Annotated in this window: 22 protein-coding genes and 1 pseudogene; 2 read left to right on the top strand and 21 right to left on the bottom strand. The window is 64.6% G+C overall.

The genetic code is table 11. From position 1 onward, the window contains the following. Positions 1 to 55: 55 nt before the first annotated feature. The 12 genes and pseudogenes from ASE22_RS05425 to ASE22_RS05475 all read right to left on the bottom strand — a co-directional run bounded on the left by ASE22_RS05425 (position 56) and on the right by ASE22_RS05475 (position 13,050). Positions 56 to 502: a DUF2958 domain-containing protein gene (locus ASE22_RS05425; protein ID WP_056355886.1), complete on the bottom strand. Its 447-nt coding sequence runs from the start codon at positions 500 to 502 to the stop codon at positions 56 to 58. After that, positions 499 to 723: pseudogene (locus tag ASE22_RS05430) on the bottom strand (zincin-like metallopeptidase domain-containing protein); the annotation flags it as partial. The gene ASE22_RS05425 and the pseudogene ASE22_RS05430, both read right to left, overlap by 4 nt. Positions 724 to 1,112: 389 nt before the next feature. Further along, on the bottom strand, positions 1,113 to 1,799 hold the full coding sequence (locus tag ASE22_RS05435) for a ZIP family metal transporter (protein WP_056356366.1): 687 nt from the start codon (positions 1,797 to 1,799) through the stop codon (positions 1,113 to 1,115). Between the two features lie 53 nt (positions 1,800 to 1,852). Further along, on the bottom strand, positions 1,853 to 4,420 hold the full coding sequence (locus ASE22_RS05440) for a heavy metal translocating P-type ATPase (protein WP_056355890.1): 2,568 nt from the start codon (positions 4,418 to 4,420) through the stop codon (positions 1,853 to 1,855). A 91-nt stretch (positions 4,421 to 4,511) separates the two neighbouring features. Further along, positions 4,512 to 4,961, bottom strand: coding sequence for a hypothetical protein (locus ASE22_RS26690; protein WP_156397320.1), 450 nt, complete (start codon positions 4,959 to 4,961; stop codon positions 4,512 to 4,514). 190 nt (positions 4,962 to 5,151) lie between these two features. Beyond that, a complete protein-coding gene (locus ASE22_RS05450) occupies positions 5,152 to 5,622 on the bottom strand; it encodes an SRPBCC family protein (RefSeq protein WP_056355896.1) in 471 nt (156 codons plus the stop codon). A 134-nt stretch (positions 5,623 to 5,756) separates the two neighbouring features. Continuing rightward, the gene (locus ASE22_RS05455; protein ID WP_056355898.1) at positions 5,757 to 6,101 is read right to left on the bottom strand and encodes a DUF190 domain-containing protein; all 345 of its coding nucleotides are present in this window, start codon (positions 6,099 to 6,101) and stop codon (positions 5,757 to 5,759) included. Positions 6,102 to 6,113: 12 nt separating this feature from the next. Continuing rightward, a complete protein-coding gene (locus ASE22_RS05460; RefSeq protein WP_056355900.1) occupies positions 6,114 to 9,368 on the bottom strand; it encodes an efflux RND transporter permease subunit in 3,255 nt (1,084 codons plus the stop codon). Positions 9,369 to 9,371: 3 nt separating this feature from the next. Continuing rightward, a complete protein-coding gene (locus ASE22_RS05465) occupies positions 9,372 to 10,529 on the bottom strand; it encodes an efflux RND transporter periplasmic adaptor subunit (protein WP_056355902.1) in 1,158 nt (385 codons plus the stop codon). A 117-nt stretch (positions 10,530 to 10,646) separates the two neighbouring features. Further along, complete coding sequence (locus tag ASE22_RS05470) at positions 10,647 to 11,912, bottom strand: TolC family protein (RefSeq protein ID WP_056355903.1); 1,266 nt, start codon at positions 11,910 to 11,912, stop codon at positions 10,647 to 10,649. Between the two features lie 64 nt (positions 11,913 to 11,976). Continuing rightward, complete coding sequence (locus ASE22_RS26695; RefSeq protein WP_156397319.1) at positions 11,977 to 12,315, bottom strand: hypothetical protein; 339 nt, start codon at positions 12,313 to 12,315, stop codon at positions 11,977 to 11,979. A gap of 90 nt (positions 12,316 to 12,405) precedes the next feature. Then, positions 12,406 to 13,050 (bottom strand): cation transporter, encoded by a 645-nt coding sequence (locus ASE22_RS05475; RefSeq protein ID WP_056355905.1) that lies wholly within the window; start codon positions 13,048 to 13,050, stop codon positions 12,406 to 12,408. Between the two features lie 66 nt (positions 13,051 to 13,116). Here ASE22_RS05475 and ASE22_RS05480 point away from each other — a divergent pair, with 66 nt between their 5' ends. Beyond that, the gene (locus ASE22_RS05480) at positions 13,117 to 13,515 is read left to right on the top strand and encodes a MerR family transcriptional regulator (protein ID WP_056355907.1); all 399 of its coding nucleotides are present in this window, start codon (positions 13,117 to 13,119) and stop codon (positions 13,513 to 13,515) included. A gap of 46 nt (positions 13,516 to 13,561) precedes the next feature. Here ASE22_RS05480 and ASE22_RS05485 read toward each other — a convergent pair whose 3' ends face one another. The 7 genes from ASE22_RS05485 to ASE22_RS05515 all read right to left on the bottom strand — a co-directional run bounded on the left by ASE22_RS05485 (position 13,562) and on the right by ASE22_RS05515 (position 20,538). After that, positions 13,562 to 14,305, bottom strand: coding sequence for an HAD-IIB family hydrolase (locus tag ASE22_RS05485; protein WP_056355910.1), 744 nt, complete (start codon positions 14,303 to 14,305; stop codon positions 13,562 to 13,564). Between the two features lie 1,015 nt (positions 14,306 to 15,320). Continuing rightward, complete coding sequence (gene arsB, locus ASE22_RS05490) at positions 15,321 to 16,388, bottom strand: ACR3 family arsenite efflux transporter (protein ID WP_056355912.1); 1,068 nt, start codon at positions 16,386 to 16,388, stop codon at positions 15,321 to 15,323. Further along, positions 16,385 to 16,912: an arsenate reductase ArsC gene (locus ASE22_RS05495; protein WP_056355914.1), complete on the bottom strand. Its 528-nt coding sequence runs from the start codon at positions 16,910 to 16,912 to the stop codon at positions 16,385 to 16,387. The genes arsB and ASE22_RS05495 overlap by 4 nt, the downstream gene beginning before the upstream one ends. After that, on the bottom strand, positions 16,909 to 17,265 hold the full coding sequence (locus tag ASE22_RS05500) for an ArsR/SmtB family transcription factor (RefSeq protein WP_056355917.1): 357 nt from the start codon (positions 17,263 to 17,265) through the stop codon (positions 16,909 to 16,911). Before ASE22_RS05500 ends, ASE22_RS05495 begins: the two co-directional genes overlap by 4 nt. Further along, positions 17,265 to 17,720 carry an ArsI/CadI family heavy metal resistance metalloenzyme gene (locus ASE22_RS05505; protein ID WP_056355918.1) on the bottom strand — a complete coding sequence of 152 codons (456 nt, stop codon included), beginning with the start codon at positions 17,718 to 17,720 and terminating at the stop codon, positions 17,265 to 17,267. Before ASE22_RS05505 ends, ASE22_RS05500 begins: the two co-directional genes overlap by 1 nt. A 71-nt stretch (positions 17,721 to 17,791) precedes the next feature. Next, entirely contained in the window at positions 17,792 to 18,655 is an 864-nt protein-coding gene (locus ASE22_RS05510; protein ID WP_056355921.1) for an ArdC family protein, read from the bottom strand. Positions 18,656 to 18,810: 155 nt separating this feature from the next. Beyond that, the gene (locus ASE22_RS05515) at positions 18,811 to 20,538 is read right to left on the bottom strand and encodes an integrase (protein ID WP_414886676.1); all 1,728 of its coding nucleotides are present in this window, start codon (positions 20,536 to 20,538) and stop codon (positions 18,811 to 18,813) included. Positions 20,539 to 20,547: 9 nt separating this feature from the next. On the opposite strand from ASE22_RS05515, the gene ASE22_RS27970 reads away from it, so the two are divergent. Next, positions 20,548 to 21,018, top strand: coding sequence for a hypothetical protein (locus ASE22_RS27970; RefSeq protein ID WP_414886675.1), 471 nt, complete (start codon positions 20,548 to 20,550; stop codon positions 21,016 to 21,018). Here the strand turns inward: ASE22_RS27970 and ASE22_RS05520 are convergent. Further along, the gene (locus tag ASE22_RS05520; RefSeq protein ID WP_056355925.1) at positions 20,991 to 22,778 is read right to left on the bottom strand and encodes a hypothetical protein; all 1,788 of its coding nucleotides are present in this window, start codon (positions 22,776 to 22,778) and stop codon (positions 20,991 to 20,993) included. The genes ASE22_RS27970 and ASE22_RS05520 overlap by 28 nt on opposite strands. After that, complete coding sequence (locus ASE22_RS05525) at positions 22,775 to 24,124, bottom strand: tyrosine-type recombinase/integrase (protein WP_056355927.1); 1,350 nt, start codon at positions 24,122 to 24,124, stop codon at positions 22,775 to 22,777. Before ASE22_RS05525 ends, ASE22_RS05520 begins: the two co-directional genes overlap by 4 nt. Positions 24,125 to 24,193 lie beyond the last annotated feature (69 nt).

Here is a 24,193-nt window from a genome sequence, read left to right on the forward strand (position 1 = left end):
CGCCGTTCGTTCAGGGAGGGCGGACCGGTTTCGATGCGGCGAAACGCGCCGCGCGTCAGCCGCCGCCGCCGTCCGTATCGGACGCCGGATCGGTCGGAAGCTGGTGGGATGGGGCAGCGCCATCGGCGCGCCGGAACAGCGCCTGCGCGCCTATGATCGAACCTTCGCGGCGCGCGGTCGCGGCCCATAGCGACAGCGGGCGCAGGCTCGAAAATTGCTCGTCGCGCTCGATGCCGAGCCCGAACGGCAGGCGGACGCTCGCGATCTCGGACAGGCTGAAATAGCCGAGTTCGGGACAGCCGAAGCCGAGGTCGGCGAGGCCGAACAGCATATCGCCGTCGCGACCGAGTTCGGTCGCGAGCCATGTCGCCGGGCCGAGCGGGTTGAACAGCTTGAGCGCGGGCACGGGGTCCGGCTCGGCCCATTCGCGCCGTTGGTGCATCTCGCGCAGGACGGCGTTGGTGCGCAAGGTTGTGCGCAGATCGGGCGGCAGGATGATCATGCCGCTTGCCTCCCCTCGCCTCTCGCCACTTCACGCTCGCGGACTTCGCGGTGGCGGGTCAGCAGCCAGTCGGCGGCTTTGCTCGCCGCGCTGGCGGCGCGGAAGATCGCGCGATTGTCCTCGCGCAGCACCTCCAGCCATGACGCCAGATAGTCGGCGTGGCGGACAGTCGGCATGATGCCAAGCGCGGCGCAGAGGAACGCCGAGCCCATCTCGGCGACATATCCTGACAGTCCAGCCCCAATCGGGGGTCCGAGGGAGAAAGGCATCGGTCGTCTCCATCACCACCCAAAAGCCATGGGCCTCCCCCGAGGCGGGGGTGGGCGGCGAGAGCGACTGGAGAGGTCCGCTCAAGCGGCGGGCAGCACCCGGAGGGGCGAAATGAAATGGAGCAGCTCGGCGAAGCCGGGCTTGCGGCACGACGTGGCGGGCCTAGCAGGGAGCGCCGACCACCTCCGCATCGCAGGGAGGCCAACCAACAGCGCCGCCGCGCGAGCGGCGTCTACTCTGCGGGCGGAGCCCGCCCAGTAGCTAGAGTGGACGCTCCAAGAGAACGGCCTTCATGTGCAACCTTAGACGCGCCATTCGCGACCAGGTATCGTACCGATCCTCAACCCAAAATCTCTTCAATGAGAAGCAGACCAAGGAACCCCACGAAAAACATCGCACTGATTAAGGGGCTGTCCGGCTTTTCATGCGCCTCAGCGAGCAATTCCTCGGTCACCAAATAGAGCAGCGCGATAAGGCCGAAGCTTAGGAAGCCAGCGATAACCACGGGCGAGAATGTTGCCACCGGCGTCGCGACTACCACGCCGATTGGCAGCAATAGCGCCAATGCGGCCGTCAGGGCGATGATCTTCGCTCGCGATCGCATCGTCTCGCCGAGTTCGGCCGTCACGGTGAGCCCGAGAAAGAGAACCTCGAGCGTCAGAGCGATCGTGAGGAGGAAGCCCGCCTTGGCGCCAGCAATAAACGCCAACCCCAGCACCAGCCCGTCAATCAGGATGTCGATCCCGATCGCGCCCAGCATCGCCATCGGCCCGCTCGTGCGGCCCTCCAACCCCTTGAGCGCCAGCATCACCCCGACACCGAGCGTCCCGCCGATGAATGTCGCAATCGGCGACGCTTGGTGCATGACCCGCGGCAAGATCTCCGCGGCCGCCGCCGCGAACACCACGCCCGCAGCAAGGTGCTGCATCGCGCTTACAAAGCCAGTGCTCGGTTTGCGCCAGGTCGCCCACACCGAGCCCAGAATGACGGCCAAGATGGGGATAAGAGTATATTTGAGCGCGACCATATTCATCCCGTCACGCCCTTACGATTTGGACTGCGGTCGACTGCCCGCAGATTTCAAACATCACTCCGATCCTTGAAAGCGAGCAACCGCAGGGCGTTGAAGACGACGACTAGCGTCGAACCCTCGTGCGCGAGCACGGCCGGGCCGATTCCCAGTCCGAGGATCGTCGCGGGCAGTAGGACCGTCACAACCCCGAGGCTCATGAACAGGTTCTGCCGGATGATCCGGCTTGTCTGTCGGCTCAGGCCGACGGCGAATGGCAGATGAGCAAGGTCGTCGGCCATGAGCGCGACATCGGCCGTCTCCAGCGCCACATCCGATCCGGCTGCTCCCATGGCGATGCCGACCGTCGCATTGGCCATGGCCGGTGCGTCGTTGACGCCGTCGCCGACCATTGCAACCTTGTCTTCAGCCTTCAGCTTCTTGATGGCTGCCACCTTGTCCTCGGGCATGAGATCGCCCCACGCTTCGTCCAGCCCGACCTCCTTGGCGATCGCATCGGCGACGCGCTGGTTGTCGCCCGAGATCATGATCATGCGGGTGATGCCTAGCTCGCGTAGGCGTGCGAGGGTCGCGACGGCCGCAGGGCGCGGCGTGTCCATCACACCGATTATACCCAGATAGCGCGCACCCTTTCTTATAACCATCGTCGTTCGACCCGCCTCCTCGAGGCGTTTGGCCTCGTCCTGCAGCGCCTGCGGCATCGCCGACCCATCGGCTTCGCCGAACAGCTTTGGGCTACCAACATGGACCAGTTCACCTTCGACCGTCGCCTGGACGCCGCGCCCGGTGATGCTGCGCAGATCAGTGGCGGGGGGAATGGCGGTATCGCCGAGCCGCTCTCGCCCACCGGCAGTGATCGCTGCCGCGAGGGGGTGATCGCTCAGGCTTTCGACTGCAATCGCGATGCGAAGCAGCTCCTTCTCATCGGTGCCGTCGGCGGGAACGATGTCGCTGATACGCGGCTTGCCTTCAGTCAGCGTGCCGGTCTTGTCGAATGCGATCGCGCGTAGCGTCCCGAGATTTTCAAGCGGTCCACCGCCCTTGACGAGGACGCCGCCCCTGGCCGCCCGGGCAATGCCGGACAGCACGGCACTTGGCGTGGCGATAGCGAGCGCGCACGGACTGGCGGCAACCAGCACTGCCATCGCGCGGTAGAAGCTGTCGCGGAACGGTTCGTCTACCACGACCCAGGCGAACAGCAGCACGACGACGAGCCCGAGCACGGCGGGTACGAAGATGCGCTCGAAGCGATCGGTGAAGCGCTGGGTCGGCGACTTTTGCGCCTCGGCCTCACCGACCATCTGGACGACTTTCGCCAGCGTGGTGTCCTTGGACAGCCGGGTGACCTGCACCTCGATCGCGCCGGCGCCGTTGATGGTGCCCGCGAAGATGCGGTAGGCCGCGCCGACCTTGTCGGGCTGGCTAGCGGCCGCATCTGGGTCATCGACCGGCCGCTTGTCGACGGGAATGCTCTCACCGGTGACCGGGGCCTGGTTGACGCTCGAAGTGCCGACTAGCACGAAGCCGTCGGCCGGCATCCGTTCATTCGGTTTGACGATGACGACATCGCCGACGGCAAGCTGCTCGACCGGGATTTCCACGGTCTGGCCTTCGCGCCGTACCAGCGCGCTCTGCGGCGCCAGTTCGGCGAGCGCCTCGATTGCTCGCTTGGCCCGCCCCATCGCATAATGTTCGAGCGAATGCCCCATGCTGAAAAGGAACAGGAGCAAGGCACCCTCCGCCCAGGCGCCGAGCGCGGCGGCGCCACAGGCCGCTACCAGCATGAGCGTGTCGATCTCGAAGCGCTTCATGCGCAGATTGTCGATCGCCTCGCGCAGAGTGAAATAACCGCCAAAGGCATACGCCATGAGATAGAAAGCGAGCGGAAGCCAACCGGGGGCCGAGGTCAGCTTCTCGATGGCGAAGCCAATCGCCGCCGTCGCGCCACACGCGATCGCAAATATGATTTCGGTATTGGCGCCGAATATACCGCCATGCGCGTGATCGTGACCGTCGCCACCTTCATCCGAACCATGGTCGTGTTTGTTGTCGCCGGCGTCCGTTCCGTGATCATGGCCTTTATGGTCGCCCGACGCATGATCGTGATCGGCATCATCGTCGTTGGCAGCAATGGATGGTGACACCGCCGATGCCGAGCCCGCGATTTGCTCTCCTTTAACGCTCAGGGCCATTCCGGCGAGAAGTCGGCGGATATCGGGCTCGGTGATTGCTTCCCGATCGAAATCGACGCGCACCGTACCGGACGCGGACGCGTCGGCCTCGACGATGCCCGGAGTCCTTAAGAGGCGCTCGGCGACCGTGCGGGCGCGGCGCTGGCTGGACAGCCCTTCGACCGTCCAGCGGACGTGCCCGAACTGCTCCGTAATCCGGGTGCCCTCACTCTGAGCCAGGTGACGAATGCGCGACAAGGGCAAGAGACCAGGGTCGTAATGGATACAGAGTCTCGCAGGCGCCTCGCCCTGCGCCGCGACGATATGCGCATTGGCGACACCGTCGCGCGCACTCAGATTTTCCAGAAGGCGCGCAACGCAGGCGTCGGACGCGTCGTCGACCTTGGGGAGCAGGAGAGGAAGCTCGATGCGGACTTTCTCTGTCATGACTGCGTCCGTGCCCCAGAGAGGCTGCGTGCTATTTTGACCATGGGTTGTTGTTCCTGCTCATTGTCGTCGGTGCCGTGTGTGGTTGTTGTCAGGTTCGACGACATTTCAGCGGCGGCCGATCGGATCGCTGAACGTGCATATCCCGTCCGGAAACGCGGGCATTGATGTGCTCGCCAACATAGGTGAGGCCTTGAGCGGGGGCGGTCAGACGGACCGGCTTTTCACCGTTAGCCGCAAGATCGACGCTCAGCCCGTCCTGCAGAAAATCCACGATCCAGAGGCCACCGGGATCACAATGGTAGACATGACGTCCGATGACGTTCGCGTTCTCGCTGGTGGTATGATTGCGGTCGTCGCCCGCAGGCTCGGCGCTCCCGGAACAGGCCGTCAGGCCAAGAAACAGGATTAGACCAGCCCAGACGGAATTCGATAACGGGCCCGCGTGATCGTCCCGCCCACCGATCGGCGTCTTGCCCTTCTCGCAAGCCGGAGGCGCCCGCCTCAGGGGTATGAACACGGACGCACTTGCGGGGATCATCTGCGATGCGCCTCGGTCGAACAGGCGCGAAAGCACTTGGGCCAATAGTCGATCTCGATGCCCTCCCGCGCGCTCAACACGGGCTCCACTACGCAATATGGGCAGAGGAATGCGGCGGCACGGGCGTTCTCCATCATTTTCTTTGTTGGAATGGGGTCGGATCCGTCACGGTACATCTCGCGCTCCAGACCTAATGACTTCGTTTATGTGGCATCGAATATCGCGCGATCGTCGTGCCGCGCTGTAGGTAACGAGCGAGCGACTGGTTGGTGACGCTGGTCGATTTTTCGATCCCGCGCCTCATGCGACCGATGGGCAACATCGACAGAACCCCGCTCAAACACATGCGGTGGGTCAGGACAGTGCCCGCGTCGGATTTAGCGAGGTAAAAGCCCTCTTCGACTTCAAGCAGCCGCTTGATACCGAGCTTCCAGGAAATCGCGGCGTGCCGATCGAGCCGCACGAGACGGGCCGTTGAAGAGACGTCAGGGATGGCCCGCAGTCGGGAGCGGTAGTTGTAGGTGATCTCGTTTCCGACGGCAGCGACGCCCGCTAGCGAAACGAAGGGATGCCAGTCGGCATAATGTTCGAGATCGATCAGTAGGCGCCACACGCGTGCGAGTGGTGTCGCCAGATGGATCGTGCTTTCGACGATGAACATAGGAAAGTGTCCAGCCAGCGCCGGTTCCCTCTCCCGCCGATTGGGCGGGAGAGGGGTTTCAAGACGCGTTGTCATGGAAACGGATGCTGTACCCCGGCACTCTAGGCTTGAGCCCGGCAGTACGAGGGCCACCGTCACGCGTCGGCCTTGGCGATTGTCTGGCGGGCCTTGCCGCCGAGGATCTCGACGGCTTCGAGGGTCATCAGCCCGATGCCCTCGATTTCGCTGAGGCCTTCGACAAACGCCCGTAGCGCCGAATCGAGATCGACGATCTCAATCACGACGGCGCGGTCGCTTTCCAGCACATGGCGCCGGTGGACCTGCGCTGATCGGCCGAAGCCCACCATCGCTTCCAATATGGTCACGCCGGCCATCTTGACGTCCCGGGCGCGGGACGCGATCACCTCGAACACCTTGCGGTCACCGAAATAGGCGGCCTCGTCGGTGTAGATGCGCAGCAATTTTGCTCGTTCGCTCATCTTCAACTCCTCTCAAACCGCTTCGGGAGACGCGTCGGGAACTTCGCCGCCCTGCTGAGCCGGTCGGCGGCCGATGCGCTCCCCGAACCCCAGGACGACTTTGCTGATCGCGGGCAGCACGAGCAGGGTGAGGATGGTCGCAGCGATGAGACCGCCGATCACCACCGTTGCCAAAGGCTTCTGCACTTCGGCGCCGGTTCCGCTCGCAAGCGCCATCGGCACGAAACCGATCGCCGGCACGAAGCCCGTCATGACGACCGCGCGCATCTTTTCGCGGCAGCCGTCGATGATGGCCTCGCTGAGCTCCACCCCAGCCTCGAGCCGTTCCCGGATCGCCGTCATGACGACGAGACCGTTGAGCACCGCGACGCCGGCCAGGCAGATGAACCCGACTGCCGCCGATACCGAGAAGGAAATCCCGGTCAGCCAGAGCGTATAGACGCCGCCCGCGAGACCCAGCGGCACCGCCAGGAACACGGCTGCCGCGCGCGCGAGCCCGCCGAGCGCCATGTAGAGCAGCCCGAAGATCGCCAGGAAGCACAAGGGCACGACAATCGACAGACGGTCGGATGCCGCCTGCAGGTTCTGGAACTGCCCGCCCCATTCAAGGTATGAGCCCGCCGGCAGAGCGACGGCATCGACCTTGGCCTGCGCGTCGGCGACGAACGAGCCGACGTCGCGCCCACGGACGTTCGCCTGAATGACGACACGACGTTTGCCATTCTCCCGGCTGATCTGGTTCAGCCCTTCGCTGAAGCGGAACTGCGCGAGCTGCGACAGAGGCACCGACCCACGGACCACATCGCCATCCTGTGGAAGCAGGACAGGAATGGCTGCCAGTGCGTCGAGGCTGACGCGCGTGGTTTCCGGCACCCGGACGGTCACCTCGAAACGCCGGTCGCCTTCGAACAGCAGGCCTGCATCGCGCCCGCCCATTGCGGCGGCAACCGTGTCGGCGACCTCCTCCAGCGTGAGGCCGAAGCGTGCGATCGTCGCGCGATCGAACTTCACGTCGAGCGTCGGCGAACCGTCGGTCTGCTCGGCCTTGACGTCAGCCGCACCAGGTATCGACTGGAGCGCCCGCACGATGTGCTGTGCGGCCGCGCCCATCTTGTCGAGGTCGTCGCCATAGAGCTTGATCGCGACATCGCCCCGAACGCCGGCAATCAACTCATTGAAGCGAAGCTGGATGGGCTGGCTGACTTCGAAGGCATTGCCGAGCTTGCTGCTCGCCTTTTCCTCGATGCGCTGGAGGACGTCGGCCTTGCTGTTGACTCCCTCGGGCCACTCGGACTCGGGTCTCAGGATAACGAAGCCATCGGAGATGTTCGGCGGCATCGGATCGGTCGCCACCTCGGCCGTACCGGTCTTCGAGAACATCAGCTCGACTTCGGGCAGGCTAGTGACTGCTCGCTCCACATCGCGCTGCATCTTGAGCGACTGCTCGAGCGAGACCGATGGTACCCGCGTCGAAGCCAGCGCCACGTTCTTCTCGTCGAGCTGAGGAATGAACTCCTGCCCGAGCAGGCCGAAGACCAATGCCGACGAGGCAAAGAAGGCAAAACCGGCTCCGATGAATGGCCAGGGCCGCGCCACCGCCTTTTCGAGCAAGGGTATGTAGCGGTCCTTGGTCTTGGCGATGATCCAGACCTCCTTCTCGGAGACGCGGCCCCGGATCAGGAGCGCGACCATCGCGGGTACGAACGTCAGCGCAAGGATGAAGGCCGCGACCAGCGCCAGCATGATGGTGATCGCCATCGGCGAGAAGGTTTTCCCTTCGACCCCGGTGAACATCAGCAACGGCGCGAAGGCGAGAAGGATGATACCCTGCCCGAAGACCGTTGGTTTGATCATCTCCTGGCTGGCGCGCATCGTCTCCTCGAGCCGCTCGCGCAACGAGAGAAGCCTGCCCTCATGCTCCTGGCGATGTGCCAGACGCGCGAGGCAGTTTTCGATGATGATCACGGCGCCATCGACGATCAGGCCGAAATCCAGTGCGCCGAGGCTCATCAGATTGCCGGGGACGCGGAAGGCGTTCATGCCGATCGCCATCATCAGGAACGAGAAGGGAATAATCAACACCGCGATGATCGCGGCCCTGACATTCCCCAGCAACAGGAAGAGCGCTGCAGCGACGAGAATAGCGCCCTCGATCAGGTTCTTCTGGACGGTACCGACGGTGGCATTGACCAGTTTCGAGCGATCCAGAACCGTCGTGACCTTGATGCCGGCGGGCAGCGATTTTCCGATACCGTTTAGCTTTTCACCGACGTTGCGGGCGACGACGCGGCTGTTCTCGCCGATGAGCATCAAGGCAGTCCCGATGACGGCTTCATGGCCGTTCTGACTGGCCGCACCCGTGCGTAGTTCGCCACCAATCTTTACAGTGGCGATATCCTTGACCGAGATCGGAAGACCACCCCGGGTCGCGACAATGGCGTCGGCTATCTCGTCGATGTCGCGGATACGAGCGTCCGCGCGGACCAGATAAGCCTCGCCGCCCTTGTTGAAATAGTTGGCGCCGACAGCGAGGTTGGCCGCTTCAAGCGCCTTGGCCAGCTCGGAGTAGGAGATGCCGTAGGACGACAGCTTCACCGGATCGGGCTCGACGATATATTGCTTGGCGTATCCGCCGATTGAGTCGATGCCGGCAACGCCCTGCACGGTGCGCAGTTGGGGACGGATGATCCAATCCTGTACCGTCCGCAGATAGGCAGCGCGGCCGACTTCATCGGTAAGCCGCGAACCCTCGGGCGTCAGGAAACTGCCGTCCGACTGCCAGCCTGGCTGCCCGTTCCGGATTGTAGCGCCCTTGCCGCCGGGATTGGCGAAGTCGACCGAGTACATGAGCACTTCGCCCAGCCCGGTGGTGACCGGACCAATTTGTGGCTGAACGCCGGCCGGCAATGTGTCGCGTGCCTGCGTCAGGCGCTCGCTCACCTGCTGGCGAGCGAAATAGAGATCGGTGCCTTCGGTGAAGATCGCTGAGACCTGGCTGAAGCCGTTCCGCGACAGCGAGCGGGTCGTCTCCAGGCCCGGAATACCCGCAAGCGCCGTTTCGATCGGGAAGGTGACGCGCTTTTCGATCTCGATCGGCGAAAGGCCGCGCTCGATGGTGTTAATCTGAACCTGATTGTTGGTGATGTCGGGGACCGCGTCGATCGGCAGCTTCGAGAGCTGCCAACCGCCGAATCCGGCGATAACGAGGAAGATGAAGACTACCGCCCAGCGCATACGGACGGAGAGCGCCATAAGGTTCGCGATCATGGTCTATTCTTCCTCGCCTGCGCCCTTGCCGAGCTCGGCTTTGAGCAAGAAGGCATTGCGGGTGGCGATCGCGCGACCCGCTGCGAGACCGGAGGCGATTTCGATACGACCGGCGCTGCGTTGACCGGTCGTGATCGGCGTCGCCTTGAAGCCAGTGGGGGTCCGAACGAAGACGATGTCACGACCATTGAGCGATTGCACCGACTCTTCCGGAACGACGATCGCATTCGAGGTCGCGCCGCGGCTCGGCATCATCCGCACGCGCACGGCAAGTCCGGGCTGGATCAAACCACCGGTCACTTCAAGCACGGCCGTCGCGGCGCGCGTTTCTCCACTGAGTGTGGGTGTCACTGCACGCACGCGGGCTCCGACGGTGCGACCGTCGGGAAGCTCGACGATCGCCTTGTCCCCAGCAACGAGACGAGCCGCGTCACCGGCGCCCACCGCCGCGTCGATCTGAATCTGGCGCGGGTCGGCCACCCGGAACAGCTCGGTTTCCGGCTGAACGAAGGCGCCGAGGCTGACCTTCATCTGCGTTACCCGGCCTGAAATAGGACTGGCGAGCACCACGCCCCTCCCGTCCGATGTGACATTGGCAGCGCCGGCAGCAGCGCGGGCGCGATGTGCCTCAGCAGCAGCAGCAGCGGCCTCCGCCTGAGCCTGTTCGAGGTCTACGCGGGCCGAGACCTTCTGGTCGTACAGGTATCGCTCGCGAGCGAGTGATTTCTGCGCCAGCACCGCCTTTGCGCCCGCCGCGGTTCGATCCGCCGCGATCTGCGCGGCATCACGGCTCTCGACGACAGCCAACGCCTCGCCGGCACGGACGGGATCGCCGAGCCGCTTCAATATGCGCGTAACCGCCCCACCCGCGCGGGCCGTTACAATTGCCTCGCCGGTTGGGGATGGGGAGACGATGGCCTGGCTCACGATCTCGGCACCGAGGCCGCCTGCCGTGATTGTCTCGGTGACGATCCCTGCGTCCTTGATCGCCGTTGGCGTCATAGCGAGCGTGTCGGCTTCTTTCGCCTCCTCGGGCTTTGCTTCCGCCTCGGTGGCAGGGGGAGCATCGCTGGTGCAGCGTGCAACGCTGAAGCCGCCAAGAGCGGCGACGAGCACCGCGGCGGCGACACCGCCGAACAGGCGTTTGTCTTGCTGGATCATAGAAAGTCTCCGGAATGGATGTCAGGGCATCGAAGCCCCGTGGACGAGCGCGAGATCGGGCTGGTCATGATGGGAAGGCCGCGCTGGCGCGGCTTGGATGGTCGAAGCGGACCATGCTCAGCGCCCACCGATTTCGGGGGCAGGCGCCGTCAGGCGCTCGAGCCGGACTTCGGCGTCGTGGTAAGCTGCTAGCGCATCGGTGAAAGACGCCCTGGTCTCTGCCAGCGTCCGCTCCGCCTCGAGAAGATCGAGCTGGCTGAACTTGCCCTGCGCATAGCCGACGCGGGCGATGCGGGCCGCTTCAGCCGCTGCCGCAAGGCCGGGCCCGCCGGCCGACCGCGCCGTCGCCGCAGCATTGGCCAGCTCCGCCTGCGCGCTTGCGATAGCCTGCTCGGCCTCGATAATCGCCAGACGGCGGTTGGCATCGGCGCGGGCCAGTTCCGCCCGAGCCTGACTGACCCCGGCAGCACCGTTATTGAAGACCGGGAACGGAATTGCGATCCCGACCACCGCGGCGGTGTCGTTGGTTTCCGACAACCGCCGAGCGCCGGCGCTGATCGTGATATCAGGAATGCGCTGGGATTTGGCGAGCCGGACCCCCGCATTGGCGGTGTTCAAATCCGCCTGCGCGGCTGCCAGCGCCAGCGTGCCACTCGGATCGACCGGTCGGCTTGGGCCATAGCCGCCGACGCGATCGAACCAGCCCAGATCAAGTGACCCATCGATGGGCTGGCCGACGAGACGCGCAAGGTTGCCCCTGGCGAGCTCCGCTTCGCGAATCGCTCGCTCAAGGCCGACCTCGGCGTTGAGGCGCAGCACATCGGCGCGTTGCTGATCGATGGGAGCGCCAGCGCCCGCCGTCACCCGCGTGCGCGCCGCCTTGAACGCATTTCCCGCGATCGACGCCTGTTGGCGCGCTACATCGACCCGCCGTTCGGCAGCCGCCGCGGTGATGTAGGTCTGGGAGATACGCAGGTTGAGATCGGCAAGCGCGATGGCCGCATCGATCTGGGCCCGCGCGGCGCGGGAGTCGGCAACAGCAATGCGGGCTGACCGTTTTCCGCCCAGTTCGATCGGCAGAGCGAGTGTCGCCGTGGTCTCGGCGCTCCGGGTGCCGCGATAGGGGCCCGAACCCGCGACATTTTCCGACTGCACCTGAAACTCAGGATTAGGACGAAGACCTGCAATCGTGCGGCCCGCGACCGCAGAACGGACGCCTGCTGCGGCCGATTCAATGCTGGGAGAGGTTCCTCCAGCGTTGGTCCGCGCGCGTTCGAGTGAAAATATGGGTTGGTTAGCTGAGGGGGGCGACGTGGCCGTCTGTGCCTGTGCGATCGACGCACAGGACGAGACAGCCAACAGGGCCGCGATGACACGAAGCATGGATGATGGACTCCTGACGAACCTGAAGAGCCCGTCGGCATGGCCGACAGGTGCTAGGGCTTCGTCAGGTTATCGGAGGGCGCAGGGCGGGATCGGCGGGCCCGCGGGCTGACCGGCTCTGTTCGAATGCACGCGGCAGCATCGGCGCGATCGGAGGCTGTTGAACGGAACTGAGCTTGATCGGAACACCGATGTGATGACCGTGGCATCCACCATGATGATGCGGATAAGCCTTATCAGCGTCGGCGGGCACCTGATCGCTATCCCCGGCAGCATGTGGCGAGGCTGAATCAGCCGCCGAAATCTCGACGCATGCCGTGCCTTCAGTTGCATGCGCGACCGAGCCGAGCGCAAGTGACAGGGCAAGTGCGAAATAGATAAAGAAAGCGGCAAGGCGATTCATGCGGCTGACCCTGTAGCATCTGCTGGCCACATTGTAACTTTCAAACGGGTACGAGCCCGATCGTCGCAATGGTCATATGGTTCGGGCATTTTAATCGAATTGCACCTTGCCCGGCTGTCCGCGAAACACCGGCCAGGCGCTGGTCAGCACATTGAAGGCCGACCGAAGAAAAACCAGCGCGATCACTGCCGCGACAAAGATGTCCGGCCATGGAGACGCGAAGAACGCGACGAGGCCACCCGCCACCAGTACCCCGATATTCGACACGACATCATTGCGCGAGCATTCGAAGGTCGAACTCATATTCACGTTGAGCGTCCTGAAGCGCCAAAGCAGTGAGAGGCAGATGCCGTTGGCCACGAGCGCCACCGAGCTCATCGCCATCATGACGCCGCTCGAGGGCTGGACGCCGTTTTGAACCTTCCACATCAGATCGATGATGATCCCAGCGCCAAAGGCCAGGATGACTAGCCCCTTCGCGAGCGCCGCACCGGCCTCCCAGCGAGCACCCCGAGCCAGTGCGTACAGGCTCAGCGCGTAAACGAACGCGTCCCCGAGCATGTCGACCGAATCCGCCATCAAGGCAGTGGATTGCGCGACAACGCCCGCCCCGAACTCGGCGAAAAACATGACGATGTTGATGATCATGACGATCACCAGCACGCGGCGCTGGTCGCCCTGTGCGAGCCGGCTCAAAGTCTCGCCCTTCTTCGAGCAGCAATCGTCCACGGTCATTCTTCCTGTCATCGACTCGGATGATATGAGGGCTTATGCACCCTGTACCAACTACAGGGTCAAGCGATGAAAATCGGCGAGATGGCGTCCGCGACTAGAACCAATATCGAGACGGTTCGCTACTATGAGAAGATCGGGCTGCTGCCGCCTCCGGCCCGCAACACCGCGAATTATCGGGAATATGGCCCGGAGCATCTGGCGCGGCTCTCCTTCATCCGCCGCGCTCGCGACCTGGGATTTACGCTCGACCAGGTTCGCGAGCTGCTGGGCCTCTCGGACGACCGGAAGAAATCCTGCGCGGCCGTCGACGCCATCGCGACCACGCACCTTGCCGAGATCAATCGGAAGATAACCGATCTTCAGGCGCTTCGAGGTGAACTCAGCCGCCTGATCGGCGATTGCCGCAAGGGTACGGTGGCCGATTGCCTGATCCTCGAAACCCTGGCGCCCGCGCGTCTAGCCTGATCCGTCACGGCGCTCATGCGGCACAGATGCGGCCCTGGCCGCCGCCTTATTTCTGACAGGCGACGATGGCGGCTATTACGGCAAGCGTCTCTTCAGGATCACGAACGCGGACCGTGTCGAGCCCTAAGGTCTTTGCCGGATAGTCGTTGCCGCCTGGAAAAATCGCGTCGCCAATGAACATCATTGTATCGAGCGCGATCCCGCTGGCGGCGCTGAGCTTCTTCAAGCCATAGGCTTTGTCGACGCCTTCGCGGGTGATGTCGATCGAGGTGGCTCCGCCCATGTTGATCGACAGCCCGGGAAGCCGCTGCCGCAAATCGGCCTGGATGATCTTGCGCTTGGCAAAGTCCGGATCCCAACGCTCTTTCTCGTGAAGCGGCGCCTGCTGCCCTAGCGCCGAGAAGGTGATCTGGCTGCCGCGATCCTCTATGCGATCGCCCCATGTCTGCTCGGGCGTGAAGCCGGTCGCTTCTAGCACGGCCTCAAAAGCATCCAATATGGACCGTTTCTGCTCGTCGCCGAACAGCTCCGCATATTCTGGAGTCCACTGGTTCTTATATCGGTAGAGCTTCGTGCCCGTGGTCGGCATCAGCCACAGCTTCGTCCGGTTGGCGCGTGCAGGAAGACGGCTTGCGACCTGCTTTTCGAACTGCGGCCAATCGCCCCCGGAGATTACGGCGACATGCGCCACGCCAAGCAAGTCGGCGAGCATCTCACCCATCTCATTGGACATGGCCTGCTTGCTCTCTGCGAGCGTGCCATCGAGATCGAACGCTACCAACTGTTTCATGACGCCACCCCTTAGTCCTCTTCGTACATGCTGAGGGGTTCCGTCTCTTACGCCCCAGCGAGCTATTCTTGTCCCGTCGCGCATCATTGGCTGCCCGAATGGCCACGGACAGATCTGGGAACTGTCGACCGGCTCCGAAGTTCTATCGGCCAACCACCGGGAGAACAAAGAATGGCAAGTTCGCCGCCCGATCCACATCCGGACTCACCGCCGTCAGGGCCGGCCGAAACGCCGGAGCAACCCAGCCATCCCGATCAGGACGGCCGGGAGAGCGTCGAAGATATACCAGCTTCTGGTGAATAAGAGCGGCGCAGATTTGCTGTTGTCGTGCAGCGCGGCTCCTCACTCGCCAGACCCGCCCTCGATCATGAGTCTCAGGGCGCCATCCGCGCACCCTGCTTATCATAGCGCCCAAGGCAAGGAACTGTGGATTGTTCGCGGTCACAAAGCTATGACCGCCGCATGATCGCTGTTTGGCGCACCTGGTTGAAGATACTCGTCATGACCGGCCTGGTTATCGGGTGCAATTCGGTCGCGCCCTCGGTTGCGGCATCGACCAGCACGATGGTGATGTCTGCAGGCGAGAGCTGCCATCAAACGGACCAGCAGAGTGGCGGGCGCAGCATGACGATCTGCAAATCATCCTGCTTGGCAATTGCTGCGGGCGTCGCCGAGGTCATCGCTCCGGTCTCGATAGCGGCTCCTATACATGTCGCTGGCCTCCGCACTCTAGTAGCGCGAGCCTCCGAGCCTGACACGCCCCCTCCGCGAAGTTGATTTCAGACAAATCTACATCCATTTTGGAGTTTGTTATGAAGAAGATCATATTTGTCGCGACGGTGTTGCTGTTCACTGGGTCAGCCTATGCGGCTGCGCCCGAGGCAGTCTCAAAGGCGGCGGCTGCGTGCTGCGAAGCACTGGCCTGCTGCGTCGAGGGCGCTGACTGCTGCCCTTAACATCGTGAAGTAAGAGGAAGGGTGCTCGGTCTTCGGTCCGGGCGCCCTTCTTTTTGCCTTCAGGCGCTCAGACGAGCCTCATACCACGGCCGCGTGCGCTTCACGATCGACACGACGGACAGCATCACCGGCACCTCGACGAGGACACCAACGACGGTCGCCAACGCTGCACCAGAGCCGAGGCCGAACAGGCTAATCGCAGCAGCCACGGCCAGCTCGAAAAAGTTGGACGCACCGATAAGTGCGGCCGGCGCCGCTACGCACCAGGCCACCCCGAACCGGCGGCTCAGCCAATAGGCCAATCCGGCGTTGAAATAGACCTGGATCAGGATCGGCACCGCAATGAGCGCGATGACTAGCGGATGGGCGACAATCGCTTCGCCCTGGAATCCAAACAACAGCACGAGGGTCGTGAGAAGTGCTACGAGCGATACCGGCCCGAGCGCCGCCAGCAACCGGGACAGCGCCGCCTCGCCACCCGACGCCAATATCGCGCGCCGTATGAGCTGTGCCGCAATCACCGGAATGACGATATAGAGCACCACCGACAGCAGCAGCGTGTCCCACGGGACCGTAACCGACGCGACGCCGAGCAGTAGAGCGACGAGAGGCGCGAAGGCGAACACCATGATGATATCGTTCAGCGCGACCTGGCTCAGTGTATAGTTCGGCTCGCCCTCGCAGAGGTTCGACCAGACGAACACCATCGCGGTGCATGGTGCTGCGGCGAGCAGGATGAGCCCGGCGATATACGAACTGATCTCGGTCTCTGGGAGTAGCGGACGGAACAGATAGCCCAGGAAGAACGTGCCGAGCAGCGCCATCGAGAAGGGCTTCACCGCCCAGTTGATGAACAGCGTGACGCCGACGCCTTTCCAATGCTGACGGACAGATCCGAGCGCGCCGAGATCAATCTTCAGCAGCATCGGAATGATCATCAGCCAGACCAGTCCGGCGACCACGAGGTTGACGCGCGCGAGCTCGGCCGTCGCAATCGCAGCGAACAGGCCGGGCAGCACATAGCCGAGCGCGATGCCGACGACGATGCAGCCGGCGACCCACAGCGTCAGATAGCGTTCGAAGGTGCTGATGGCAGGTTTTGCCGGCGCGACCGCAGCAGCGGTCACGCGGCGTCGCCGCGCCGGCTGCTGGCGCCCTCGCCCTGACCAATCTCGTGGATGTGCGCCTTCACCGCCATCGCATCGAGCTTGTCGAACGGAAGCGCCACAAACAGCTTGATGCGGTTCTCGAGATAGCGAAGCGCGGTCACGAAGGCGCGCTCGCGCTCGATATCATCGCCCACGACATGGCTCGGATCCTCGATGCCCCAATGGGCGGTCATCGGATGACCCGGCCAGATCGGACAGGTCTCGCCGGCCGCGCTGTCGCAAACGGTGAAGATGAAATCCATGACCGGCGCACCCGGCTTCGAGAACTCTTCCCAGCTCTTCGAGCGCAGGCCTTCGGTCGGATATTCAATCCGCTCGAGCAGACCGAGCGCATCCGGGTTGATGGCGCCCTTGGGAAAGCTGCCAGCGGAGAAGCCGCGAAAACGCCCTGTGCCAAGCTTGTTCAGCGCGCTCTCGGCGAGGATCGAACGAGCGGAATTGCCCGTGCAGAGAAACAGCACGTTGAAGATGCGGTCGGTCATTGAACGGCTCCGGGTTGGCAGCAGGCGGATTTGGTAAGGACATCGACGAGCGGCGCGCAGATCTCGGGCGCCCCGCCGCAGCAATCCTCCATCAGAAAGCCCAGCAGGCTGGTCATGTGGGCATAGTCGGCGGTGTAGATGATGGAGCGGCCGTCGCGGCGTGAGGCTAGCAGGCCGGCATGGCCGAGGATGGTCAGGTTGCCGGACAGGGTCTGCGGCTTATGACCGGTCGCCCGCGCGATATCGCCCGCGGCCATGCCGTCGGCACCCGCGCGAACGAGCAGGCGGAAGACGTCGAGCCGGCCGGGATGCGCCAGCGCCGAGAGTGCCGAGACTGCGGTATCCGCGTCCATCAGCAACATGCCTGCTTGGGCGCGGGTGCGGCAGTAGGGCCGCAGCAAGCCGTCGCCGCCGGCTCGGGCAGGACTTCTTCCTCGCCGTAGCTGGTCGCCTCGTCGAAGGTGTAGAAGGTCTCCCAGCGGACCCCGGCCGGGTCTTGGACCCAGCACTTGTCCGACTGGGCGTAGCAGCATGTGGTCGCCTCCTGGTCGAAGGTCGCGGTACCGGCGGCCTTCAACCGGTCGGCGAGCTGGCCGAGCTCGTCGGCACTGTCGACCTGGATGCCGATATGGTCGACGCCGGTTGCCCGCGCCCGCTCGGAGATCGCGAAATTGACCTTCGGGTCGTCGAGCATCCACTTGGCATAGTCGTCCTTCACGACGACGGGTGCCGCGCCGAACAACGTCTCGTAGAACTGGATCGACTGGTGGAGATCGGGCACGCTGACGTGCAGATGCATGCGCTTCATGGAATAGCTCCTGGCGACTCGATGATATTACGGGTATATCCGTAATATCATCGAGTCAATGCCCAGCCAGGTCAGGGCTGCTGCGCGTGCATCCAGTCGGCGGCCGCCTGCGCTTTGCTGGCGGCGGTGAAGATCGCGCGGTTGTCGTCTTTCAGAACGCGCAGCCAGGACGCGATATAGGCGGCGTGGTCAGGGCGCGGTTCATGCGCGATGCCGAGGTCGGCGAGTAAAAATGACGCGGTCAGTTCAGCTGTCGCCTCCTCCATGGCCAGCGCATCCTTGCTGAACTTGGCGCTGAAATCGCGGTCGAGACGATGGGCGGCGCCAGTTGCGTGCGCGCATTCGTGGATGTGGACTCCGTAGAAGCCGGCGGTCTCGTGGAAGGTCGCAAAGTCCGGCATATAGATGCGGTCTTCGGGGATATGGTAATAGGCGCCGCTCGCGCCATAGCTTGTCGCGATACCGAGCGCGGCGATGAAGGCTTCGGCGCCAGCGAGCCGCTCGGCTTCGGGCAGGACGGTTCTGGCCTCGGGCGCGTAGCCATCGACCTGGTCGGCGTTGAACAGGCTGAAGGCCCGCGCGAACAGACGCTTGCGGTCATCGCTATCGTCATCATCTTCATCGCGCCCGCGCATCTCTTTCCAGAGGACGGCGATGCTCGCTTGCTGGCCCTTGCGGACCTGCGCGCCGAGCGCCTGCCACTGGCGGTATGTGCCCCAGACGCCGCTGGCATAGTCCTGGGTATAGGCGGCGGCCCAAAGCGACACGGTGTTGATGCCCCGATAGGATTTGCCGCTCGAGACATTCATTGGCCGGGTGATGGCGGCACCGCTGTGGTGCCAGGGCATTCGGCAAGTGCCGGGGCCCGCCTCTATCGCGGCGATAATCGCGGCGGTGACCCGAGCGTAGACGTCGATATGTGCGGGGGATGACATGATCTGAACTCCGCTTGTCCGGCGGGGACCATCCCCGGCGGCGGAGCTCGATAGGCGCCGGGCACAGGCGCGGTTGCGCACCCGCAGGGCCGCAGCACAGCGGAGGACGGCGAAGCCGTTGCGCCAGCGCGCCGACCGGCGCAGAGCTTCCGCCCTCAGCCGGGGTCGGTCCCCGCCGCTACGGGGTCGATGGCATCGATCACCTTGGAAAGACGGTGGAGCTCGGTGGTCAGCGCGGTGCGCTGGATATCCGAGAGGCGGCGCTCCTTCAACAGCGTCCGGGCGTCATCCGCGGAGCGTTGCCAGGCCGGTCGGTGGCGCGCGGTGATGCAGGCGTTGGGACAGCGGGTCGGTTGGCAGAGCGCGGTCAATGGCTGCTTCGCGTCGGTATCGGTCACGCGCTTGAGGCAAAGCGCCGTCGCCGGGTCGAAGAAGCAATCGGCGAGGACACCGACATGAAGGGTGCGCGCGAGACTGGCGAGCATGACGCGCAGGCGGCCGCGATCGGCTATCATCGCGGGGAGCGGGCCAAGCTCGGCAGCGGCGGCGTCGAGGGCGCCGGCGACGCGCGGACCGGCGGGGCCTGACAGACTGGAGCCGCCGCGCCGGCGGTCGAAATAATCGAGCAGGTCGTCGAGCTGGCCGAGCTTGCGCTGCGCCTCGACCTCCGCGCGGAATCCCGACGGGCTGCTGCCGGCATAGCCCTCGAAAGCGGCGACCGAGGCGTGCTTGTACTGGATCATGCCGGCGATGGTGCCGAACGGACGGTTGGCGATATGCCAAGCGATGGTCCGGCGGAACTGGGTCGTGGTTATCCGCCAAGGCAAACCATCGGGACCGGCAGGAATCACCGGCGCATCGGTGCTACCGAACATCATGTTGAGATGGTCCCGGAAAGCGTTGAGCTGGCGAACGACCTCGCTCGAGATATGTGTCTTCGTACCGGCCTTCAGCGACAGGACCGGCCACAGCGTGTCGGTGCCGCGCGCTTCGGCGGCTCGGGTGGATAGTCGTTCAAGGACGGCGACGGCCTGGGCGACGGGCTCGATGGTGATCCACTCGGCCCCCTCGCCGCGCACGGCTTTGCCTTTGTAGGCGGTAGCGCGGACCCGGTGGCGGAGGATCCGACCCTCTTCGTCCTGAACAGCTTTGAGACAGCCGCGGCGCATGGCCTGAACCTCGCAATCGCGCATGCCGGTGAGGTAGGCGCAGACGACATAGGCCGCCGCCTGCAACATGCGCTCTTCCACCGCCAGCGACTTACTGTCGAAGCGCGGCCGCCACGAACGGCCAAGCTGGGGATCATAGGAAATTGGCCTATCCATCCCGCCTATCTCGATCCCGTGTGACGCGATCGCCGCCGCGATCAGGTCGCTGCCCCCGTGCAGGAACTGAAGGTGCATATAGGGCTCGGCGAGCGCATCGATCCCCATGTGGAGGTGGAGCAGCTGCGCGTTGACCATCGGAATGTCCGCGCCGGTGGCGGGATCGGTCCGGCCTGCGCCGTTAGGAGGCTTCGACCAGATCGGCACGCCGCGTCCTTGCCTGGCCCGGTTCGCGAGACAGCGCTCGAGGCGCCTGCGCTGCCGAAGGCGGCGCTCGGCCGCGGGCAATCCGTGCTCGGCTGCGAGCAGCCGGGCGCGGCGCGCCTCGAGCCTGTCGAGCGAGGCCCGGGCCGCGAATATGTCGTGCGCGAAATAGGTGACATAGCGCAGCGACCAGCCCAGCAGCGGCTCGATGATGTTCTCAGGGATACGTGGCGTGCGGTTCTCGCGGGCGTGCTTATAGCCCGCGACCCGCGCTGCGGACCGACCTTGCCAGGGTTCGAAGCTCAAGCCGCCGTCGGGGAAATGGTCGCGGTAGTGAAATAGATCGACGATCACCTGAAGCAGATGGCCGACGACAACGGGGCGCCGCCGAGGATCAGACCTCAGATGTCGGGCATAGGCGTCGACAAGCGACTGATCGACCGCGCGGAGGTCGAGGAAGCCACGCTGCTCGCGCACGAAAAGGAGGAACCTTCGCGCGTGGTTGAAGGCCTGTCGAACGCTGGTCGGAGGCAGCTTCGTCCGGTAGCCAGTACGTTCAACATTGAGTCGAGCGTAGAGATAGGCCCGCATGGCGGCGCGAACATCGTCATGTTCGAGCACATCGAAATAGACGGTAATGTGGCATCGCCGGGCATTCTCGCGAAAGACAGCGGGTCTGAGATCCCAGCTCGGATCGCCGACACGCGAAAGATGTTCGCGGGCGTATCCCGGCTTGAGTGGCGCGGTCGCCAACACCGGCCGGTCGTCGAACGCGGGTTCGACCGCTGCGACGCGTGTCGCTTCAATCATGCGCGCATCTCGGGTGGAAGATAGAGCGGCTGCTCGCCCATCTGCCGTCGCGCATCGGCAATCACGGCTTCCGGGAAGGCAGGGAGGATCTGGCCGACGATACGGACATGGACATGTCCGAACTTCGCGGTCCAATCGGGATCGGCAAGGCAGCGCCGCTGGCCCTCGACGAACGCCAGAAAGGCGAGGATAGCAGGCAGCTTGCGCGCGGTAATGACCGCGTTCGAGCAGTCGAGGCAGCCCCAGAAGGGCTGCGCACAGGGCGACCCCGTCTCGGCGAACGGGCTCCGGTAGAATCCGGCGCAGGCGGCCAGCCAGATATCTTGCTCGCCGTCGAGCAGCGGCGCGACGGCATCGGCCTCCATCAGCGGCGCGGCCGCTTCGGGTGCGGCCCGCAACGCGGCTTCCTTCTCCGGCGCTAATATCGTCGGCATCGCCGACGCAACGGCATCACGAAACGCTTCGGCGACGGTCGCTTCATGCAATGGTCGCAGCGATGGCAGGTCCGCATAATGGCGGGCCGCAATCTCGCGGCTATGGCCGACCGCGAACCGGGTCATGTGGCCCTCGGTCTTGGCATACCAAAGCGCCTTGTGGGTCTTGCGCAACCGCGAGAGCAGTAGCCTGAGCGGCTTGCCGTCGTCATCGATGATGCCGCGGCGCGCGACCCATGCGGCCAGCTGTTCGGCCGGACGGTCGATGCCCGCGCGAAGGCCGCCGCGAAAATGATATACCCATAGATTGTCGGTCGGCATGTGCTGTCGGGCCGTTGTCGTAACCTCGATAAGGCGGCGGATCAGACCGGCCGCCGTGCCGACGCCGCCATCGCGAACCCGCATGGTCTTATGCTCCGCACCTCGCGCGCGGCGCTTGAGGTAGCGAAGCTCGATGGTGCCGCTGCCGGGGTTGCGCAGGCAATGGACGTCGAGCGCCTTCACGCACTCGGGCTCGAGACCCGTATCGAGCACGAGCAAGGCGAGCAGAGCAGGGAGATCACGTGCGAGCAGGTGGTGCCGGCCGTGGAGGTCGTCGATCAGCGTGCTGAACGGCAAGGCCCGGCGAACGCGCATGAAATACAAGCGGCGGACCTCGCGCTGGTTCGCATCGATGAAGCCCTTAGCGGCAATGACTGCTTCAACCGCTCCGCGCGCGGCGGCAATCGCCGCATCGCTGGCGTCGGTTGGGTCATCGGCGCTGAACCGCCGGGACATCGCCTCGACATCGGCTCGCGCGGCTTCGCGGATCGCTCGCGCGACGAACGGGCTATACGCATCGCGCGGCGTCGAGCGGCCTGCCGAGCGGGATGCCGTGTACCGCAGGCGGTCATGCAGGTCCCAGGTTACGGAATCGGGTCGGTCAGCCTCGACTGCGCACAACGCATTGATGATCTTGGCAAGGACCGTGTGGCGATGGATCGGCCCCATGCCTCCTCTTTCCAGGGCCGCCTCGAAGGCGTCGATGTGCGCGGCTCGCAGGTCGCGCGGTTGGGAAACCGCGGGTGCGGCAGCCGCGAGCCACGCGAAGAAGCGCCGGTAGCCTTGAACATGCTGCTTGATGACGCTGGCGGCCGCGATCGGCCCGCCGAGTTCCGCCGACCGGCGGAGCGCACCGGCAAAGGCGATGGCGAGTGGCCGGGGTGTCAGCGTGGTCATATCGATGAGGACCACACCGCCGTGCTGCGCATCGATGGTGAAGCGGAGACCGATGACGGGATCGGGGTCCGGAGGTGCGACCTCGGCCGCTGGGAAGATCAGCGACCGGCCCTTGCGCGGACGCGTGCTCACGCGCCGAGCGTGCCCGGCAGCAGCGCCAGCAGTTCCTCGACCGCCGCATCGACCGTATCGGCGCGGGTCGCGATATGGTCGAGGTAGATATAGGTGGTGGCGAGGCTGGCGTGGCCGAGCAGGCGCTGCACCTGCTGGAGCGGGTCGCCGAGGATCAGCCGATAGCCTTCTATCGGGCCGGCCGGAAGCGCCGCTTCGCGCAGCCGCTGCTGGATTAGCAGCGCGAGCATATGGACCGCGAAGCTGTGCCGCAGCTGATGCGGACTGATCCACAGCGGGAATCCGCTGGTGGCGCATCGCTGGCAGGCCCGCGCGAAAATCGCCTCCCACGAGTTCGGGCGCATCGACTGCCCGACCTCGGTCAGCCACAGGGCCACCGGCTCCTGCGGCGTTCCGTCTTCGCCGCACAGGATCAGGCGACCGCGCTCCTCTGGCGTGCAGATTTCGAGCATCCGGCCAAGGCCGCTGCGCGGCACGGGGATCGGTCGAGCGACCCGGTCGATGCCGCCGCGCGCGACGAACTTCGCGACCGCCGACGCGCGCTCTACCGCCATATAGGCGATGATCTGTTGGAGAAGGCGGCGCGGGATGAGCACGCTGCGACCGCGATCACCCTTGGTGAGCGGGGGCGGCAGCGGTAGCCAGACTTGACGGGACTGGTCATCGCTTTGCCCGATGGCAGCCAGCTCGGCGGCGGCAAGCCCGGAAGCTTCCTCCAGGCGCAGGCCGGTGGTGACGAGAAGGTCGGCGAAGAGGGCGTTGCGCAGCCCATTGCGGTCCCGCGCGCCGGGCCGCGCGGTGCCATCTGGGCGAAGACCCTGCAGGCCGACGTCGCGAAAGACGCGATATTGGTCGAGCATGACGAACTGGACGTCCGACCGTCTCGCCGCGCGTTCATAGGCATCGTTGCGCGCGGCGATCACGCCGCGCCGACCTCCCTGCGTGGGACGCCATACCGCGCGCCGGCTGAATGGAGCGTCGGCGATCAGCCCGCACTGTTCGCCCCAGCGATAGAGACGATCGAGGCAGGCGACCGACCTATTCCAGCTTGCCGCCGTGATCCGGTGATCGGCCTCTCCGCGCCGCCGCGCGCGGTGATACGCCGTCACATCGTCGCGGGTCGCAGCCCAGATCGTCTTGTCGGAAGCGTCGAGAAAACGGAGCCAGACAGCCACATCGTAGGCGTAGGCGCGCAGCGAATGGCGCGATCGGACGCCGTCGAGCGGCAGATCGAGGAAAAAGCGGTCGAGATCGGGATCGTATAGCACGCCGTCGCGCAGGATGAGCGGAATATGGGCGTCGAGGCCCTCGGCCTCCCGCCGCTCGCAAACGACTATATTGGACACCCGCGCGAACCCTCCCCCGGACCCCACCCGGGTGCTGACCTCGCGATACCGTCCTTGCGGACCGGCAGT

The sequence above is a fragment of the Sphingomonas sp. Root720 genome (assembly GCF_001428605.1).
Lineage (GTDB): Bacteria > Pseudomonadota > Alphaproteobacteria > Sphingomonadales > Sphingomonadaceae > Rhizorhabdus.